Annotated in this window: 15 protein-coding genes and 1 other annotated feature; of the genes, 8 read left to right on the top strand and 7 right to left on the bottom strand. The window is 26.9% G+C overall.

The window, feature by feature from the left end; all coding sequences use genetic code 11:
- Positions 1-153: 153 nt before the first annotated feature.
- The 3 genes from alr to BLP75_RS05320 are packed head-to-tail and all read left to right on the top strand — an operon-like array spanning position 154 to position 2,886.
- Positions 154-1,296 (top strand): alanine racemase, encoded by a 1,143-nt coding sequence (gene alr / locus BLP75_RS05330; protein ID WP_170139166.1) that lies wholly within the window; start codon positions 154-156, stop codon positions 1,294-1,296.
- A 30-nt stretch (positions 1,297-1,326) separates the two neighbouring features.
- On the top strand, positions 1,327-2,235 hold the full coding sequence (locus BLP75_RS05325; protein WP_092724550.1) for a S66 peptidase family protein: 909 nt from the start codon (positions 1,327-1,329) through the stop codon (positions 2,233-2,235).
- Positions 2,236-2,295: 60 nt separating this feature from the next.
- The gene (locus BLP75_RS05320; RefSeq protein ID WP_092724548.1) at positions 2,296-2,886 is read left to right on the top strand and encodes a DUF3867 domain-containing protein; all 591 of its coding nucleotides are present in this window, start codon (positions 2,296-2,298) and stop codon (positions 2,884-2,886) included.
- Between the two features lie 51 nt (positions 2,887-2,937).
- On the opposite strand, the gene BLP75_RS05315 is transcribed toward BLP75_RS05320, so the two are convergent.
- Together BLP75_RS05315 and BLP75_RS05310 are read right to left on the bottom strand one after the other, a co-directional pair.
- Positions 2,938-3,576, bottom strand: a complete 639-nt coding sequence (locus BLP75_RS05315; protein WP_092724546.1) for a cysteine hydrolase family protein — start codon at positions 3,574-3,576, stop codon at positions 2,938-2,940.
- A 210-nt stretch (positions 3,577-3,786) separates the two neighbouring features.
- Positions 3,787-5,166, bottom strand: coding sequence for a YjiH family protein (locus tag BLP75_RS05310; RefSeq protein WP_242872384.1), 1,380 nt, complete (start codon positions 5,164-5,166; stop codon positions 3,787-3,789).
- Positions 5,167-5,297: 131 nt separating this feature from the next.
- Positions 5,298-5,518, bottom strand: a binding site (T-box leader).
- A 208-nt stretch (positions 5,519-5,726) separates the two neighbouring features.
- Between BLP75_RS05310 and BLP75_RS05305 the strand changes: the two genes are divergently transcribed.
- Together BLP75_RS05305 and BLP75_RS05300 are read left to right on the top strand one after the other, a co-directional pair.
- Positions 5,727-6,542, top strand: coding sequence for a tetratricopeptide repeat protein (locus BLP75_RS05305; RefSeq protein WP_092724544.1), 816 nt, complete (start codon positions 5,727-5,729; stop codon positions 6,540-6,542).
- Between the two features lie 156 nt (positions 6,543-6,698).
- Complete coding sequence (locus BLP75_RS05300; protein WP_092724542.1) at positions 6,699-7,211, top strand: ECF transporter S component; 513 nt, start codon at positions 6,699-6,701, stop codon at positions 7,209-7,211.
- Between the two features lie 72 nt (positions 7,212-7,283).
- On the opposite strand, the gene BLP75_RS05295 is transcribed toward BLP75_RS05300, so the two are convergent.
- The 4 genes from BLP75_RS05295 to BLP75_RS05280 form a co-directional block, all read right to left on the bottom strand.
- Positions 7,284-9,197 carry an ABC-F family ATP-binding cassette domain-containing protein gene (locus tag BLP75_RS05295; protein WP_092724540.1) on the bottom strand — a complete coding sequence of 638 codons (1,914 nt, stop codon included), beginning with the start codon at positions 9,195-9,197 and terminating at the stop codon, positions 7,284-7,286.
- A 14-nt stretch (positions 9,198-9,211) separates the two neighbouring features.
- Positions 9,212-9,904 (bottom strand): M15 family metallopeptidase, encoded by a 693-nt coding sequence (locus BLP75_RS05290; RefSeq protein WP_242872383.1) that lies wholly within the window; start codon positions 9,902-9,904, stop codon positions 9,212-9,214.
- Positions 9,905-10,075: 171 nt separating this feature from the next.
- Positions 10,076-11,527 (bottom strand): MocR-like pyridoxine biosynthesis transcription factor PdxR, encoded by a 1,452-nt coding sequence (pdxR, locus tag BLP75_RS05285; RefSeq protein WP_330385782.1) that lies wholly within the window; start codon positions 11,525-11,527, stop codon positions 10,076-10,078.
- Positions 11,528-11,550: 23 nt separating this feature from the next.
- Positions 11,551-12,447 carry a D-alanine--D-alanine ligase gene (locus BLP75_RS05280; RefSeq protein ID WP_092724534.1) on the bottom strand — a complete coding sequence of 299 codons (897 nt, stop codon included), beginning with the start codon at positions 12,445-12,447 and terminating at the stop codon, positions 11,551-11,553.
- Positions 12,448-12,636: 189 nt separating this feature from the next.
- On the opposite strand from BLP75_RS05280, the gene BLP75_RS05275 reads away from it, so the two are divergent.
- Both BLP75_RS05275 and BLP75_RS05270 read left to right on the top strand, forming a co-directional pair.
- Complete coding sequence (locus tag BLP75_RS05275; RefSeq protein WP_092724532.1) at positions 12,637-13,875, top strand: competence/damage-inducible protein A; 1,239 nt, start codon at positions 12,637-12,639, stop codon at positions 13,873-13,875.
- 100 nt (positions 13,876-13,975) lie between these two features.
- The gene (locus tag BLP75_RS05270; RefSeq protein WP_092724530.1) at positions 13,976-14,758 is read left to right on the top strand and encodes an HAD family hydrolase; all 783 of its coding nucleotides are present in this window, start codon (positions 13,976-13,978) and stop codon (positions 14,756-14,758) included.
- 9 nt (positions 14,759-14,767) lie between these two features.
- On the opposite strand, the gene BLP75_RS05265 is transcribed toward BLP75_RS05270, so the two are convergent.
- The gene (locus BLP75_RS05265) at positions 14,768-15,355 is read right to left on the bottom strand and encodes a zinc dependent phospholipase C family protein (RefSeq protein ID WP_092724528.1); all 588 of its coding nucleotides are present in this window, start codon (positions 15,353-15,355) and stop codon (positions 14,768-14,770) included.
- Between the two features lie 159 nt (positions 15,356-15,514).
- Here BLP75_RS05265 and BLP75_RS05260 point away from each other — a divergent pair, with 159 nt between their 5' ends.
- Positions 15,515-16,078: a DJ-1 family glyoxalase III gene (locus tag BLP75_RS05260; protein ID WP_092724526.1), complete on the top strand. Its 564-nt coding sequence runs from the start codon at positions 15,515-15,517 to the stop codon at positions 16,076-16,078.
- Positions 16,079-16,163 lie beyond the last annotated feature (85 nt).

Here is a 16,163-nt window from a genome sequence, read left to right as displayed (position 1 = left end):
TTATAATATATATAACTTTAATAATCTATAGAGATTTACAAATGTGTAAAATTGTATTTTATTATTTTAGAGTTTCTGACATATTCTATACATAAAAAAAGATTAATTTATTATATATTAAGTAGGCAAATAAATTTTTACATGGAGGTAATTATGGAAAAGCTAAGACCTACATGGGTTGAAATTAATATAGATAATTTAATTTATAATATAAAAAGTATTAAAAAATTTATAGGATCAAATGTAAAACTAGGAGCGGTAATAAAAGCAAATGCATATGGGCATGGGAGTATTGAAATAGCTAAGTATATAGATGAGTTAGATATAGATTATTTATGTGTAGCTTCATTACAGGAAGCTAGAGAACTAAGAAAAAATAATATAAAAAAGCCAATATTAGTTATGGGATATGTTCCTGTTAATAATATAGAAACTGCTATTAAATATGATATAACAATTACTGTACTTGACTATAATTATTTTAATCAATTAAAAATAAATTTAAATAAATTAAATAAAAAATGTAAAGTACATATAAAAATAGATACAGGATTTAATAGATTAGGATTTAAGGTGAATGGAAATTTACAAATGGATACAATTGTATTTAATCAATTGTTAGAAATAATAAATAGTAGAGAAGTTGATGTTGAAGGAATCTTTTCGCATTTATCTTTAACTAATGAATCAATGGATCAAATACAGTTTGATAGATTTTTAAATACATTAAAAAATATACCTAACAAAAATATAATAGCGCATATATGTGATAGCATAGGAATGTGTAAATATAAAAACTATCACATGAATATGGTAAGAGTTGGATCTTGTTTATACGGATACAATTCAAGATCTAGTGAATTAAAATTAAAAAAAGTCATGACATTTAAATCAAAAATAATACAAGTTAAATTACTTAAAAAAGGAGAAAGTGTAAGTTACGATAGCACATTTATAGCCCCAAAGGATATGAAAATAGGAATTGTAGCATGTGGATATGCAGATGGGATTCCAAGAGAATTATCAAACAAAGGTTATGTTATGATAGGTAGTAAAAAATGTAGCATAATTGGAATGATTTGTATGGATCAAACAGTTATAGACTTAGATAATATAGATGAATCTATGTATGGAGATGATGTGATTTTTTATGGAGAAAGAGGACCAAATTTATCAGAAGTTTGTTGCATTGCAAAAACTAATAAAAATGAAATTCTAACTAGAGTATCAAAGAGAGTAATAAAAGTATATATAAATAAAGAGGGTACAATTAAGGTTGTAGATGAACTAAATTAAATAATACAATCATTGTTGAGGGGGAGTATCATGAATATACCTAAGCCTTTAAAAGTAGGAGACACGATAGGTCTAATTGCACCATCAGGACCTCTTAGAAAAGGAAATATAGAACAAATAAAAAGTGCTATTGAATCATATGGATACAATGTAAAAATAGGTGAAAGTTGTTATTTACAGCATAAAGGATATTTAGCAGGGGATGATGAAACACGAGCTAAAGATGTTGAAAAAATGTTTTTAGATAATAGTATAGATGCAATAATGTGTTTAAGAGGTGGATATGGAACTAGTAGAATACTTGATAAGATAGACTATAAAGTAGTACATCAAAATCCTAAGGTATTCATAGGATTTTCAGATATTACAGGTCTTCATATTGTATTTAATCAAATATGCAATTTATCGACCTATCATGGGATAATGGCTTATACTGCGCCTAAATGGGATGATTTTACTTATGCTTCATTTATAAATGCTATTAATTTTGATCAGGAATTAACAATACACAACCCAACAAAAGAAAAGATATATACTATATTTGAGGGAAAGGCAGAAGGAAAATTAACTGGAGGTAATTTATCACTTATAACATCAACCTTAGGAACAAAATATGAGATAAATACAAAAAATAAAATTTTATTTATAGAGGAGATTGGAGAATATATATATAGAATTGATAGAATGTTAATGCATTTATATCATGCAGGAAAATTAAATGATTGTAGTGGTATAATATATGGTGATTTTAATGATTGTAGAAAGTTTAATGAAGACGATAATGAAATTATTGATTTACTTAAAGAAATGTCGGAGAAAGTAAATAAGCCAGCTATATACAATTTACAAGCAGGACATTGTATGCCGATGCTAACGTTACCACTAGGAGCAAATTGTTATATGGATGCAACTAATCGTAGCGTTAAATTTATGAGATAAATTAATATATATATATGTTATAATCATATACAAGAATAACTTTTAGTAGGAGGAATAAACATGTCTGATGATAGAGTAATCGATTTTAATGATTTAAAAAATAAAGTCAAAGATTCTGATGTAGATAAATTTGAACAATATATATATAACTTGTATTTCTCGGTTATGGATGGTAGTTTAACTATGGCTGATTTTTCAAAAAAAATATTTGAATACATGAATGAAAATAATATTTCACAAGAAAAATTTATGAATATACAAAAGAAATTTATGGAAAGATATGGTATGGATTCTGAAGAAGTAGAAAAACATTTAAAAAACTTTGGAATAGATCCATCTACATCAGGATTTGGTGCTATGGATTTCAATAATATGACAAATGAAAACTTAGAATCTATAAGAAAAAGTGCTGGATTTTATGAGAAATATGGTCATAAAATTCAACCTAAAAGCTGTATAACAACTTATGTAAAAAATGATGTTAATGATATTGAGGTAATAATAGACCAAGAAAAGGTTATGCTTTATAGTGATAAAAAAATAAATCTGATGGATGCAGAATTAAATGAGCTTCTATTAGGATATAAAAATATGTTTAATAAAAAAATTAGAGTTTTATTATGTGAAAATTATACTGAATATGACTATTAATAAGTAATAAAAAGCTTTTAGTTTCTTTAACTAAAAGCTTTTTTATATTTATTAATACTTTATATTTTTTACAACTTTTATTCCATTTTGCATTAAACTATTAAAAAACACAATATTTAAAAGTTCAGCTGAGTGTATGTTAGGAATATCATATGTATCTACTAAATTTACAGGTATTATTATATTTTTATTCATATTATGTTGATTAAAATAAGATTTTAAAGTTATTGCTAATTGATATATACATATATCAGTACAATCACCAACAATAATTATATTTTCAGTACTTTCGAATTTAATATCATCTAAAACAAAAAAACCATTTGTAGAGTTTTTAGGTAATATTTTAATGTTTCCTATTTCTTTTAATTCATCTACAATTTCACTTTCAAAATCACTTATTAAACAGTGAGATGGGTAGTTTGAAAGTTCTAATGAATTTTCATCATGACAGTCTGTAAAAGCAATTATATTTTTGACTTTTCCAGAAATATATTTAGTAAAGTTTGTTATCGGGTTAATAAGAGCTTCAACTCGAGGAGAATACAATGCTCCAGATTTAGCAAATCCATTATTAATATCAACTATAAATAGCTCCGTTTTTGATAAATTAATATCATCTAAATTCTCTACAGGAAGATTCTCTAAATTATCTTTTAATATCTTTAAATCATTTAATAAATGTTCCATGGCGCACCCCCGTTTATAATATAGCTAAATTTTACAAATTAAATATTATAAAGTCAAGGTGGCAAATATATGTACAAATAAAAATACTACTCTTAATATTTAAGAGTAGTATTTTGCAGAGGAATAAAGTTATCCGCATAGGTCGAATACTGCCCTCTTATTAATATACTATGCGTTTTAATATAAAATGATACAAAATATTTGGAAAATTTATGATAATAATATCTTAGCAATAATAGTTATTATAGGTAATGCAATTAAAGTACGCATTAAAAATATTAAAAATAAATCTTTTAAATTTAAAGGAATATCAGATTTTAATATAACTGCACCTGTTTCAGTTAAATATATTAATTGAGTTATAGATAAAACTCCTATTATAAACTGTGTAACTTGGCTTATTCCTTCTCCAGAGATCATTATAGAAGGTAAAAACATATCAGTAAATCCAACTAATACAGCAGGTGCTGCAGCTTGTGCATCTGGTATTTTTAAAAACTCAAGTACATAAACGATAGGCAATGAAACAATGTTAAAGAATGGAGTAAACTCTGCTACTATAAGGGCTAAAGTTCCCCAGGCCATGACTAGAGGTAATAATCCTAAATACATATCTATTACAGTTTTACATCCATTTGTCAAAATTGTTGTGAATGATGGAGCGACTTCAGCTCTATCTAAAGCTTTAGTAAATCCAAACTTAATTACGCTTTCACCTTCAGGTACTAACTCCTCTTTTAAATGTTCTATATTATTAAAAGTAGTATTTTTAAATCCTTTAAGCGGGAATATGCGAGGCATAATTAGAGCACAGGCTAATGATGCTAAACAAACAGTACCATAAAATGGAACAAATAAAGGCATAAACCCTAATTGATCTGCTATAACAGTGGAAAATGGTAAAGATACTAAAGAGAAACAAACTGATATAATAGCAGCTTCTTTTGCAGTATAAAATCCTTGTTTATATTGAGTGTTAGTAATCATTATTCCTAAAGTACCATCACCTAACCATGATGAAATTGCATCAACAGCAGAACGACCAGGAACTTTAAATAATTTATACATAGACTTAGAAATCATAGTACCGAACAAATCCATAAGTCCAAAGTCTACAACCAATGGTAAAAGGAAACCTGATACTAAAAATATTGCAAGTAAACTAGGCAAAAGTCCTAACATTGTTTGTCCTGTTATTTCAGATTTTATAACTTCAGGTCCAAATCCAAATACTGCCATAGATATAAATATGGCACCAAGTATTCTACAAGTTAGCCAAAATGGAGAAACGTTTAATACACTGTTTAAAAATTCGTTTTTGATGTTTATAAATTTGCTTAAGACAGATAATATAGCAGATGTTACTATAACGAATAATGCAATATTAATCATATTGTCTCCAATTAATATTTTAATAAGTTCTGCTAAAAAACCAATACCTATGTTTATAGGGGACAATCCCTCTAATGGTATCATTGCTCCATAGGGTATGGGAATTATAAATAATAATAATCCGAAAAATGATGGTATTAAAAATTTAAATAATCTAGAGTTACTAGACGGGGTAGCAGTTGAAATATTTTTTTCCATAATTGTAATCCTCCAAATAATAAATTTTCTTAGATTGATAATAATTAATTTTTACCGGTAAATTTAATAGTTTTATCAATGTGGCAAAATATAAGAATAACTGAAATTAAAAAAGTCCCTTGGCTATAAAGCCAAGAGACGAAATTTCCGCGTTACCACTCTCGTTGATAAGATTGATTATATCCTTTTATCTTATCCTCTCAAACCTCTTAAGGCGAGGGACCTATTACCATACTTAATTTCAGGTAATATTCTCAAAAGCTCTCTTCAGATAAATTTCAATATCAAGCTTCCACCATCCTTGACTCTCTATAAAATTCATTTAACCTACTCTCTTTATCACTGAATTTAAAATGTTAACTTTTATATAATGGTAAAATAAATAAATTAAAAAGTCAATAAAATTGTTAAAAAAATTTTACAAACTTATTGGGATTTTGAAAAATCAGCTTAGTCATATATATTAAAATGCTCTAGATAATTAAAGTAACATTAACTGAAATAAAAAATAAAATAGAGTAAGACATAAAATATTTACTTGTGAGGGGGGAAGTCTTGCTATGGCTATAAATGAGATATTTAGAGAAATGTTTGATAATCAAAAAAGAGAAAAAGAAATAGAACATCAAAAGGAAATAATAAAAAAGACATTAGAAAGCCAGGGAAGTATGTTGAGTGATTTTGAGATTGGTATGGATTTATTAGAGGATGAAAATTATGAGGAAGCATTTATTTTATTAGATAAGTGTGCTCAAAAAGACAATTCACAAGCACAGTATGAAGTTGGACGATTATTAAAAGAAGGTTTAGGAGTAGAGAAAGATGTAGAAAAATCTAAAAAATATTTACTAGAATCTTATAAACATGGTTTTAAAAAATCTGGATTATTGTTAAGAGAAATGCGATATCAAGAACAAGGACAGTTAGATAAAAAAATAAATACAGACTTTAATACAAAACATAGTGAGCTTGGATTTAAAATAGATATGCCAATAGATTGGATAGAATTAGATTCAAAGAATAAGGCCTGTTTTGATGCAATAGCAATTGATAACTTTAATGGGGATGTAATTTTTAATATAAAGATGCAAGTTTTTTTAATAGAGATACCAGATAATATGACAGGGTGTGTGTCACTTGATAGAGTAGCAAATAATATGGGATGTATAGAGTCTGTTGATTTTAATAATGGAAATTGTAATGGAAAGTTAATATGTGGAGAAGGCATAGATGGAACGTGTAATTATATATTCATATCTAAGGGAAAAAGAGGAGTATATGATGTAAGAGTTATCGTGGATAAATATCTTGAACCTATATATGAAGATATAATAGACCATATTATATATAGTTTTGATATAATAGAAAAATTATAAAAATATAATTTAAAATTGTATTACTAAAAGACTCTATTTATTGAATTAGGAAAAGGTTTTAAAAAACTGATTGTATGATTACAATTAGTATTGAGTATTATTATTCATTTATTTATAATTAGTTGTAGAAAGACTTATTATAAGTGAGGTAATATTATGAATAATAAAACAAAAAAAATTGTATTAAATGGACTAATGATAGCTTTAGTTTGTATAGCAACAATGACTATTCAAATACTTACTCCTGGTACGAGTGGATATGTTAACATAGGAGATAGTGTGATTTTTATTTCATCAATTTTGTTTGGGCCTATTTCAGGAATGGTAGCAGGTGGTATAGGATCAGCAATGGCAGATATTTTAGGTGGATATTCACATTGGGCTCTATTTACACTTATTATAAAAGGGTTTGAAGGTTATCTTGTTGGAATAATTATGAAAAATAGTAACAATATGATTAGAACTATTTTAGCAACTGTAGTTGGAACTTTGATAATGGTAGTAGGCTATTTTTTAGCAGGTATAATACTGAAAGGCAGTGTTATAATTTCAGCAGGATCTATACCATCAAATTTAGTTCAAGGAATAATTAGTATGATATTAGCTATTCCACTTTCATATTCTCTAAATAAAGTAAAATATGTAAAAACACTTAAAGTAAATTTTTAAAAATTTGATTTATATATATAAAGCAACTATGAAAAATATTAATCATAGTTGCTTTTATATATTTACTAAAGGTTAATTTTTAGAATTAGCTATCTCTTCAGCTAAGTTATTTAAATATTCCCATCTTTCATACTTGTATTCAAGTTCAGATTCAGCCTTAGCTTTACTATCTAGAATTTCTTGAAGCTTAGTAAAATCAGTAGCATATTTAGAAGTACTAGCATCAAGTTCTTCTATTTTGATTTCAAGCTTTTCAATATCTTTATCGATAGTTTCAAATTCTCTTTGCTCGTTGTAAGTAAATTTAAGTTTTTTATCATTTTTAGGCTTTTCTTTTTTAGGAGTAGGAGTTGCTGATTTTTCTTTTTTATCTTCTTCAAATTCTATTCCTTGTATTTCTCTATATATTTGATAATCACTGTAATTACCTGTATAAATATTTATATTTCCAATACCTTCATATGCAAAGATTTTATTGCAAATTCTATCTAAGAAATATCTATCATGAGAAACAGTTATGACAACTCCTCTAAACTCATCTAAATAATCCTCTAATCTATTAAGTGTTTCTATATCTAAATCATTAGTAGGTTCATCAAGTAAAAGAACATTAGGCGCAGTCATAAGTGTTCTAAGTAGATGAAGTCTACGTCTTTCACCACCAGATAAGTTACCTATATGAGTATATTGCATAGTGGAATTAAATAAGAATCTTTCACACATTTGAGATGCTGATATTTTAGTTCCATCAGCAGTTTCAATATAATCACTTGCTTCTTTTACGTAATCTATAGCTCTCATTTCATTATGCATATGTGAATCATCTTGGTTAAAACATCCTATTTTAACAGTTTCACCAGTTTCAATATGACCACTATCTGGTGAAATTGAACCATTCAATATATTTATAAGAGTAGACTTACCCATACCATTTTTACCAATGATTCCTATTCTATCAGTACGAGCTAAAGTATAATCTAAGTCTTTTATAAGAACTTTATCACCAAATGATTTAGATATATTATGTATTTCTATAATTTTATTACCTAATCTAGTAGAACCAACAGATATATCCATTTTCTCATCAGTGGCAAAAGTCTCTTGGCTAGTTAATTCATCAAAACGTTGGAGCCTTGCCTTCTGTTTTGTCGTACGGGCTTTGGCACCTCTTCTTACCCAAGCAAGTTCTGTTCTCATAAGATTTTGGCGCTTTTCCTCCATACTTGCCTCAAGAGCTAATCTTTCCATTTTCTTTTCTAAAAATACTGAGTAATTTCCATCGTAGCTAAATAATCTACCTTTATCTAATTCAATTATTCGATTAGAAACTCTATCTAAGAAGTATCTATCATGAGTTATCATAAGTAGAGAACCCCGTCTATTATTAAGATATTCCTCTAAGTAATCTATGGTATCATTATCTAAATGGTTAGTAGGTTCATCTAAAATCAATAATTCACAAGGAGTTATAAGAGCAGAAGCAAGAGAGACTCTTTTTCTTTGTCCACCAGATAACTCTTTAATTTTTTGATTAAAGTTAGTTAAACCAAGTTTTGTTAAAACCATTTTAGCTTCACTTTCTAAATCCCAAAGATTAAGTGCATCAATTTTTTCTTGAAGTGAAATAAGTTTATTATTTAAATTATCATTAAAATCTTTAGTTAAACAATCTAAAGTTTCTTGATATTCAAGTAAAAGCTTCATTTCAGGAGAAGTACCTTTAAAAACTTGCTGCAAGACTGTAAAATCTTCATCATAATCAGGATTTTGAGGTAAGTACTCAATTCTAACTCTATTAGCTTTGATTATATTTCCGCTGTCACATGTTTCAGCACCAGCTATAATTTTAAGTAGAGTAGATTTTCCTGTACCATTAACTCCTATTATTCCTATTTTTTCACCTTCGTTAATACCAAGTGAAATATTTTCTAGAAGTGTTTTTTCAGAGTAACTTTTACATATATTTTCTAACGTCATTAAATTCATAATATCACCTATATTTAGTCTAAATTTTTTTCAAAGTGTTGGTAATCTGGATTTTTCCAGTATCCTCCCCAACTCCAACCTCTTTTAATGAAGGCATTGTATAAGTCATCACCTTCTACTATCATGCCCATTTGCATGACAGATCTATCTGCAAATGAACTACCTTCTTTTGGGCTAACTGTATCTCCAATTACATGGGGATTTTGAAGTGGATTTATATCAATAGCAAGTCCTTTACCGTGATTGGATATTTTATTTGTATTTGCAATAGTTCTATAGCAAAAAGAAGAACTATTATTATTAGACATTGATAAAGTATCAACTGCCTTATATTCATCAATAAGTTTTATTTTATCAATAGGATATTTTTTTTCAAATACTTCTTTAAATATATCAATAACTTCAGCTGCAATTCTTTTGTCTACAATCATTTCACCTATTTGTATATTTCCATAAAAGTCATAGTGACTAAGTTTTAAATAACTAAGTTTTTCAAAGCTTATTGGTTCGTTTTGGGGCATTGAATATCCTATCATACTTTTTTTGATTTCATCAGAAATAGGTGAAAATGAAAAAATAGGTTCAAAATCTTTATTTGAATTAGTTTCTTTGCTATCATCTTTAGATTTTTCGTACGAATTATCCTTAACTATATTACAAGACTGATTTATAACATCAGTATTTTTTATATTTTTAAAAAAGAGCAATCCAAGAAAAATAAAAATTATTATTGAAAAGTAAAAACATTTTTTTATAATAATCACTCCTTTTAAAGTGGATTTGAAAAAATATATATTGATATAATAATACTTAAATTATGAAATATATAAATAAAAACTATATATATTATAACTCATAAAAATAAGAAATAGCTAAATTTATTTAGCTATTTCTTTAATTATATTACCTATTGTTTTTATTCCGGATTCTATTTCTTCAAATGTTAATCTAGAAAACCCTAATCTAATGGTATCATTATGACTATTATTTACATAAAATATATCTCCAGGCATAAATATTACACCATTTTCATGACATTTTAAAAGTAAACTTCTAGAGTCTATATTTTTTAATTTTATAAAAATATGAAGACCTCCATCGCCTAAAACATATTCATTAGGAATATATTTATTCACACATTCATAAGCGAACGTAAATTTATCACCATAAAATTTTCTGATTTTTTTTACATATTTCTCAAATCCACCATTACTTAAATAATCATATAATATACCTTGATCCAAAAATGAAACATGTATATTTTTACAACGTTTTACACTTTCAAGTTTAGATATAACTTGTTTATCACATAAAATCCATCCAATTCTTAAACCTGGGAAAAGTATCTTTGAAAAACTTCCTATGTAGATAACACCATTACTCCCGTTATCTAAAGAGGCTATAGGGAAGATATGAGAACTTGAGTATAGCAGCTCTTCATTAAAACCATCCTCGATTATAGCTATATTATGCTTTTTCATTATGTTATAAAACTTATATCTATTTTCAGGACTCATAACAATTCCAGTGGGATTATGATAAGAAGGTGTTATATAAGCAAACTTTATTTTTTTATCTTTTAGATTATTTAAATTTTCTTCAAGCATATCAAAATCAAGACCATTATTATTTATATCTATACCTATAATATTAAGTCCTAAAGATTTAAATATTTTGATAGCTGTATTATGTGTTGGATTTTCACAAATTATATAATCACCTTTTTTTATGAAGGATGATAATAATAAGTCTAGTCCTTCAGTGAAACCATTAGTTATTAAAATATCTTTATTAGCTGTATCTACGCCTTTTGCATTCATATACTTTAATAAATAATCAATTAATGGTTTATACCCTTGTGCATATCCGTAGTTAAGTATCTTATGACCTTCAATAGATAGTCTATTTAAAAATGATTTTTTTAATTCTTCAATATCAAATAGCTCCCCATTTGGAGATATACTTTTAAATGATATAAGATCTTTTCTCCAAGGAATTTCATTTTTTACGATATCCATTTTATTTGCAGTTTTAGAATAATCATTTTCTAAGCAATCCCAGTTTATATTCCAAATACTGTCTGGTAGATTTTTCTTTGACTTAGCAAATGTACCTTTGCCAGAGATTGAATATATAATTCCTTCTGATTTTAGCTCTTCATAGGCTAAAACAACTGAATTTCTACTTACATTTAAAAGCTGGCTAAGCTCCCTTGTAGAAGGGAGCTTGCTATTGTTAGGTATAAGTCCTTTGTCAATCATGGAACTTATATGATCTTTTATTTGTATATAAATCGCTTCATTATCATTTAATTTTAAATTTGAGAACAACAACTCATCACCTCTAAAAAAATTTAATTTAGAGAGTATTCAATTATTTTATCTAATAACTCACTAAATTCTATTCCCTTAGCTTTAGCACTTTGTGGAATTAAACTTGTTTGTGTCATTCCAGGAAGTGTATTAAGTTCAAGCACATAAGGAACACCATTACTTATTATAATATCAACTCTAACATATGCTTTGCAATTAAAAACATCCCAACAAGTTTTTGAAATAGCATTTATTTTATTTTGTAAATCTTCTTCAAGATAAACAACTTCTTCAATTGCACCATTTGCGCTATACTTAGATTCGTAATCGAAGAATTCTGAGTTTGATTTTATAGATAAAGTAGGGAATACCTCACCATTTAGCACAAATGATGTATATTCTCCACCTGGAATATATTTTTCAATCATAACAGAAGTATCTACTTCAAGGCCACATTTAACTGCATTCAAGACTTCATCTTTAGAATGAATAAAAAATGTTGCAACACTAGAACCACCACAATTAGGTTTTATAAATACAGGATAACCAATTTCATCTATTTTATCATAATTTATTTCTTCGATAGACTTTACAAGTAGCCAAGGTGCTGTAGGAAGATTAGAGTCTCTAAGTATCTTTTTAGTCATATTTTTATCCATACATAGGGCACTAGTAAGAGGACCACATCCTGAATAAGGTATATCCATAGTTTCTAAAATTGACTGAATGCATCCATCTTCTCCAAATTTTCCGTGAAGAGCTAAAAATGCAAAATCTATATCACTAGATAACTTAGTGAATATATCCATTTTATCATCTAAGATTATTTTTACTACCTCATATTTATTTTTATCAAGATTATTATAAACGCCAAGTCCAGAGTTTAATGAAACTTCTCTTTCAGAAGATATTCCACCCATTATAACAGCTATTTTCATTTATTTCACTCCTAAGTATTTAAAATTTATATTAAAAGTATATGATTTATTTGCAATAGTTGAAAGTACCACTATCAACTAAGTTTTAGATATTAGTGGTCTTAATAAATTAAAATGATAAAAATTAGAAATTTATTACATTAAATTAAGATAAATAGTTTAAAATTATATACAGAAGGGGTGATTAATATGAAAGCTGAAATAATAAGTGTAGGCACAGAAATACTTTTAGGCGATATAGTAAATACAAATGCTCAATATTTGGCAGAAGAATTAGCTAATATAGGCATAGATGTATATTATCAAATAACAGTAGGAGATAATGAAGAGAGGCTATATGATACATTTAATGAATGTTTAACTAGAAGTGATATAGTAATAGCTACTGGAGGATTAGGTCCAACTGATGATGATATAACTAAAGAAGTTGCATGTAAATGCTTTGGACAAGAATTAAAATTACATGAACCGTCATTAAAGAAAATTGAAGATTATTTTAAAAAAATTAATATGAGTTTAAGTGAAAATAATAAAAAACAAGCATATTTTCCAAAAGAATCTATAATACTTGAAAATAATTATGGAACAGCACCTGGAGCTATACTAAAAAAAGACAATAAGATAATTATAGTACTTCCTGGACCGCCAAGAGAAATGAAGCCAATGTTTGAAGAAAAGGTTAAGCCATATCTTAAAAACAATAGTAATAGTGTATTAGTATCAAAAGTTCTTAGAACTTTTGGGATTGGTGAATCCCTATTGGAAGAAAGTATAATAGACATAATAAAAGAACAAAACAATCCAACTATAGCACCTTATGCAAAAGATTCAGAAGCTATACTTAGGATAACAGCTAAGGCATCTACGCAAAAAGAGGCTGAAGCATTAATAAATCCAGTAGTTGAAAAAATAAGAAGTAGAGTTGGAAATTATATATATGGAGAAGATGACACATCGTTAGAAGAAGAAGTTGCTAAAATGTTAGTTGAAAAGAACTTAACAATATCAGTTGCAGAGTCTTGTACAGGTGGATTAGTAAGTTCATCTTTAATAAATTATCCAGGAATTTCTTCTGCGTTTATGGAAGGTTGTGTAACGTATTCTAATGAAGCTAAAATGAAAAGACTTGGCGTTAAAAAAGAAACATTAGACAAATACGGAGCAGTAAGTGAACAAACAGCAAAAGAAATGGCTGAAGGTATTGCTAAACAATTTAGTACTAATATAGGCTTATCAACAACAGGTATAGCAGGACCTGAAGGTGGAAGTGTAGAAAAGCCAGTAGGTCTTGTCTATATTGGAATTTATATAAATGGAAAAACTTTTGTAAAAAGATTTATATTTAATGGAAATAGACAAATGGTAAGATTAAGATCTACTAAAAATATACTGAATGAATTAAGAATTAAATTAATAGATGTTAACTAAAAAATGACATTTTAAGCAACGGACGAAGTCGTTGGCGACATGAAGTGTAGCGCCCACGCAGTGGCTTAAGCGAAGCGAATTTTTTATAGGAGGCAATTAAATGATAAAGCATATATTTTGCGATTTAGATGGCACTTTATACCACAATGGAATAAATAAAGCAGATGCAGATGCAATAAATAGTATAGAAAAAAACGGTGTGGTGTTTAATGTTGCAACTGGTAGAATTTTTAAGCAAGCAGTAAAAATGACAGAGGAGCGTTTAAAGTTAAATGGATATTATATATGTGAAAATGGTTCATTTATACATAATAGCAACTATGATATGATTTATAAAGGAACTATAGATGATGAACTCGTAAAAAAAGTTATAGCTCGTTTTGAATCAAGTAATGCATATCTTTACTTTAAGCATGATGGGAAAATAGTTTTATTAGAAAATTTAGAAACTGTAAAATCATATACTAGTGATTATGTTATAGATAAAGATTTTATAAATAGAGATAAATTTGAAAATTTAGTAGGAAATATAGGTGTTATCTCTCAAGATATTGAAGAACTAAATAGAATTGAATTGTATTTAAAAAGTGAGTTTGGAGAAGTTTTAGACATATATTTCTCTGGCGAAAATACATTAAATATAGTTCCTAAAGGTGTATCAAAGAGAAATTCAATAAAGCATGTATGCAATATATTAGGCATAGATGAAGATGAAATAGCTACAATCGGAGATTCACCAAATGATATAAATATGCTAGAGGGTATTAAGTATAGTTTTGCAATGGAAAATGCAAGAGATAGTGTAAAAGAAAAAGCCAACTACATTGTAGAAAGTGTAGAAAAAGCAATCGAAGTAATACAAAAAATAAACGGTGTTGAGTAAACTCAACACCTAAATACAAATAAGCAACTTGTTTGATTCTAAAGAATTTTTTATTATATTTTCTAATATATAATTTACGACACTATTACATACAACAGATGAAAATAACAAATCATTTTTATGGTCAAGTTCATTAACATATTGATTATATAAATCAAAAAAGAAATCTTCAACAGAACTATGCGTTATTATATCTCCTTTAAATCTAGATAAGTTAGTTTCCTTAGCTACTAATGTAAGTTCTTTTTCATAAGTCATATGTTTTTTCATACTATGTTTAAATTCCCAGCGTTGGCTATGAGGAACACAAAAAAAGTCACAAAGGAAATGACAAATGACACCTAATTCTTGATTAAATTTGCTTAAAGAAAATTTTTTAGAAAGTGAATCTATACTTAATTTACATAAATACTTTATTTTTTTTATTATCATATCAAATGATTCAGCATGGTAGTGCTTCATAAATAAATATTTAGATGAAACATCAGGCTTTATATTTCCGTAAATAAAATTCTTTTCATTAACAAGAAAAGCTTTATTTTTATCTATATTTTCAAGTATTGAGTTTGAAATTAAATAATGAGAACTCATTAACATATTTTACACCTCGTAGGATAAATTTAAAAATCAAATATATAAATAAAAGAATACGTTATCTTAAATTAAATCTATTTAAATATTAGCAAGAAAATAATATATTGACAATATGTAAATAATGTTAAAATATAAATAGAAAGAATATTGGAGGTATTAAATATGAAAAAAGTATTAGTAATGTTAGCAGATGGATTTGAAGAAATAGAGGCTATAGCTGTTGTAGATATATTGAGAAGAGCTAATGTAGTTTGTGATATGTGCTCTATAAATAAAGAATATGTAAAAGGTACACATAATATATTGATAAAATCAGATTGTTGTATAGATGATATAAATGCAAATGAATATGATGCAATAGTACTACCAGGTGGATTACCAGGAGCAACTAATTTAAATGATGAAAGAGTAAAAGGATTTGTAAATGAATTAAATAATGAAGGAAAAATAGTAGCGGCTATATGTGCAGCACCAGAAACATTAGAATCATTCGGTATATTAAAAGGTAAAAAATGCACTTCATATCCTGGGTTTATAAAAGATAGAAATGATATAACTTATATAGAAGATGTTATTGTTAAAGATGAAAATATAATAACTAGTAGAGGTCCTGCTACATCAATGATATTTGGATTAGAAATATTAAAATCATTAGGGTATGAAAAAGAAGCAGAAGAATTAAAAGAAGGTATGATGATTAACTTTTACAATAAAGTAGTAAAATAATAAAAAGCTGTTTTAAAATAAATTTATTTTAAAACAGCTTTTTTACGTACATTTAAGGTAATAAAAGAATACATTTTATTAATAA

The organism is Romboutsia lituseburensis DSM 797 (assembly GCF_900103615.1).
Lineage (GTDB): Bacteria > Bacillota > Clostridia > Peptostreptococcales > Peptostreptococcaceae > Romboutsia_F > Romboutsia_F lituseburensis.
This window is presented reverse-complemented; position numbering and strand designations above follow the sequence as displayed.

What these genes read in the sequence shown, in the direction of transcription:
- alr (WP_170139166.1), top strand. Translation starts at nt 154, where the DNA reads ATGGAAAAGCTAAGACCTACATGGGTTGAAATTAATATAGATAATTTA.
- BLP75_RS05320 (WP_092724548.1), top strand. Translation starts at nt 2,296, where the DNA reads ATGTCTGATGATAGAGTAATCGATTTTAATGATTTAAAAAATAAAGTC.
- BLP75_RS05270 (WP_092724530.1), top strand. Translation starts at nt 13,976, where the DNA reads ATGATAAAGCATATATTTTGCGATTTAGATGGCACTTTATACCACAAT.
- BLP75_RS05280 (WP_092724534.1), bottom strand. Translation starts at nt 12,447, where the DNA reads ATGAAAATAGCTGTTATAATGGGTGGAATATCTTCTGAAAGAGAAGTT.
- BLP75_RS05305 (WP_092724544.1), top strand. Translation starts at nt 5,727, where the DNA reads ATGGCTATAAATGAGATATTTAGAGAAATGTTTGATAATCAAAAAAGA.
- BLP75_RS05325 (WP_092724550.1), top strand. Translation starts at nt 1,327, where the DNA reads ATGAATATACCTAAGCCTTTAAAAGTAGGAGACACGATAGGTCTAATT.
- BLP75_RS05300 (WP_092724542.1), top strand. Translation starts at nt 6,699, where the DNA reads ATGAATAATAAAACAAAAAAAATTGTATTAAATGGACTAATGATAGCT.
- BLP75_RS05315 (WP_092724546.1), bottom strand. Translation starts at nt 3,576, where the DNA reads ATGGAACATTTATTAAATGATTTAAAGATATTAAAAGATAATTTAGAG.
- BLP75_RS05295 (WP_092724540.1), bottom strand. Translation starts at nt 9,197, where the DNA reads ATGAATTTAATGACGTTAGAAAATATATGTAAAAGTTACTCTGAAAAA.
- BLP75_RS05275 (WP_092724532.1), top strand. Translation starts at nt 12,637, where the DNA reads ATGAAAGCTGAAATAATAAGTGTAGGCACAGAAATACTTTTAGGCGAT.
- BLP75_RS05260 (WP_092724526.1), top strand. Translation starts at nt 15,515, where the DNA reads ATGAAAAAAGTATTAGTAATGTTAGCAGATGGATTTGAAGAAATAGAG.
- BLP75_RS05265 (WP_092724528.1), bottom strand. Translation starts at nt 15,355, where the DNA reads ATGTTAATGAGTTCTCATTATTTAATTTCAAACTCAATACTTGAAAAT.
- BLP75_RS05310 (WP_242872384.1), bottom strand. Translation starts at nt 5,166, where the DNA reads ATGGAAAAAAATATTTCAACTGCTACCCCGTCTAGTAACTCTAGATTA.